1 protein-coding gene and 1 pseudogene are annotated in these 1,084 nt (G+C 69.6%); both read left to right on the forward strand.

The window, feature by feature from the left end:
* Positions 1–47: 47 nt before the first annotated feature.
* The gene (locus U4E84_RS18430) at positions 48–665 is read left to right on the forward strand and encodes a HemK2/MTQ2 family protein methyltransferase (protein WP_322533506.1); all 618 of its coding nucleotides are present in this window, start codon (positions 48–50) and stop codon (positions 663–665) included.
* A gap of 98 nt (positions 666–763) precedes the next feature.
* Positions 764–1,084, forward strand: a pseudogene (locus tag U4E84_RS18435) (5-methyltetrahydropteroyltriglutamate--homocysteine methyltransferase); the annotation flags it as partial.

Consider the following 1,084-nt stretch of genomic DNA (forward strand, 5'->3'; position numbering starts at 1 on the left):
TCCGGCGAAGCCGACGCGGACGGTGCCGAGCCGGAGGGCGACAACCGATGACCGACGGCGCGAACGAACGCGACGGTCGCAACGAGCCCGGCGACGGCCTCGCGTCGCTCCGCGAGGTCGACGACGCGGTCGTCTACCAGCCCGCCGAGGACTCCGGGCTGCTCGCGGAGGCGGCGCTCGCGGAGGCGCACGGGCACGTGCTGGAGGTCGGGACGGGGTCGGGATGGGTCGCGGACAGGGTGGCGACGGAGCGCGGCCTCGAGGTCGTCGGCAGCGACCTCAATCCGCACGCCGCGCGACAGGCCCGCGAGCGCGGCGTCGAGGCCGTCGTCGCCGACCTCCTCGCGCCGTTCCGCGCGGACGCGTTCGACGCGGTGTGTTTCAACCCGCCGTACCTCCCGACCGACCCGGACAACGAGTGGAACGACTGGATGGAGCACGCGCTCTCGGGGGGCGAGTCGGGCCGCGAACTCATCGAACCGTTCCTCGCGGACGTGGACCGCGTCCTCGCGCCCGGCGGCGTCGTCCTCCTCTTGGTCTCCTCGCTCACCGGATACGACGAGGTGCTCGACTCGGTCGAGGCCGCCGGATTCGACCACGAGGCCGTCGTCGAGGAGTCGTTCCCGTTCGAGACGCTCACCGTGCTGGCGCTGCGACGGGCGTGACGTTCGTCGGCCGCCCCCGAGCGCTGCCGCCTGTATATTATCACAGTGTATAAAGCGTCTTAGCAAATATTATACACCGGTATATCCAACGAACGGTAATGACCGAACGTGTCGCGGCGACGCCGGGGCTGTATCCGCTCCCGGACCGGGCGAAAGAGACGCTCTCCGACCTGAAGGGCCACCAGAAGGGCGACCTCCTCAGCGGCGACGAGAGCGAGGCGATCGTCGCTGAGTACGACGAGGTGCGCGCCGAGTACGTCGACCACCAGCTCGAAGCCGGCCTCGATCTGATCGCCGAGGGGCAGGGCCGCTGGGACGACATGATCGCGCACCCGCTGACCGTCAGCGACGCCGTCGAGACCGGCGGGATCGTGCGGTACTACGACAACAACAACTTCTACCGCGACCCGCGGGTCGTC

Origin of the sequence: Halorubrum sp. AD140 (assembly GCF_034497445.1) — an archaeon.
Taxonomy (GTDB): domain Archaea; phylum Halobacteriota; class Halobacteria; order Halobacteriales; family Haloferacaceae; genus Halorubrum.

Bases quoted from the DNA above. Each gene is read 5' to 3' on its own strand.
- U4E84_RS18430 (WP_322533506.1), top strand. From the start codon at position 48: ATGACCGACGGCGCGAACGAACGCGACGGTCGCAACGAGCCCGGCGAC.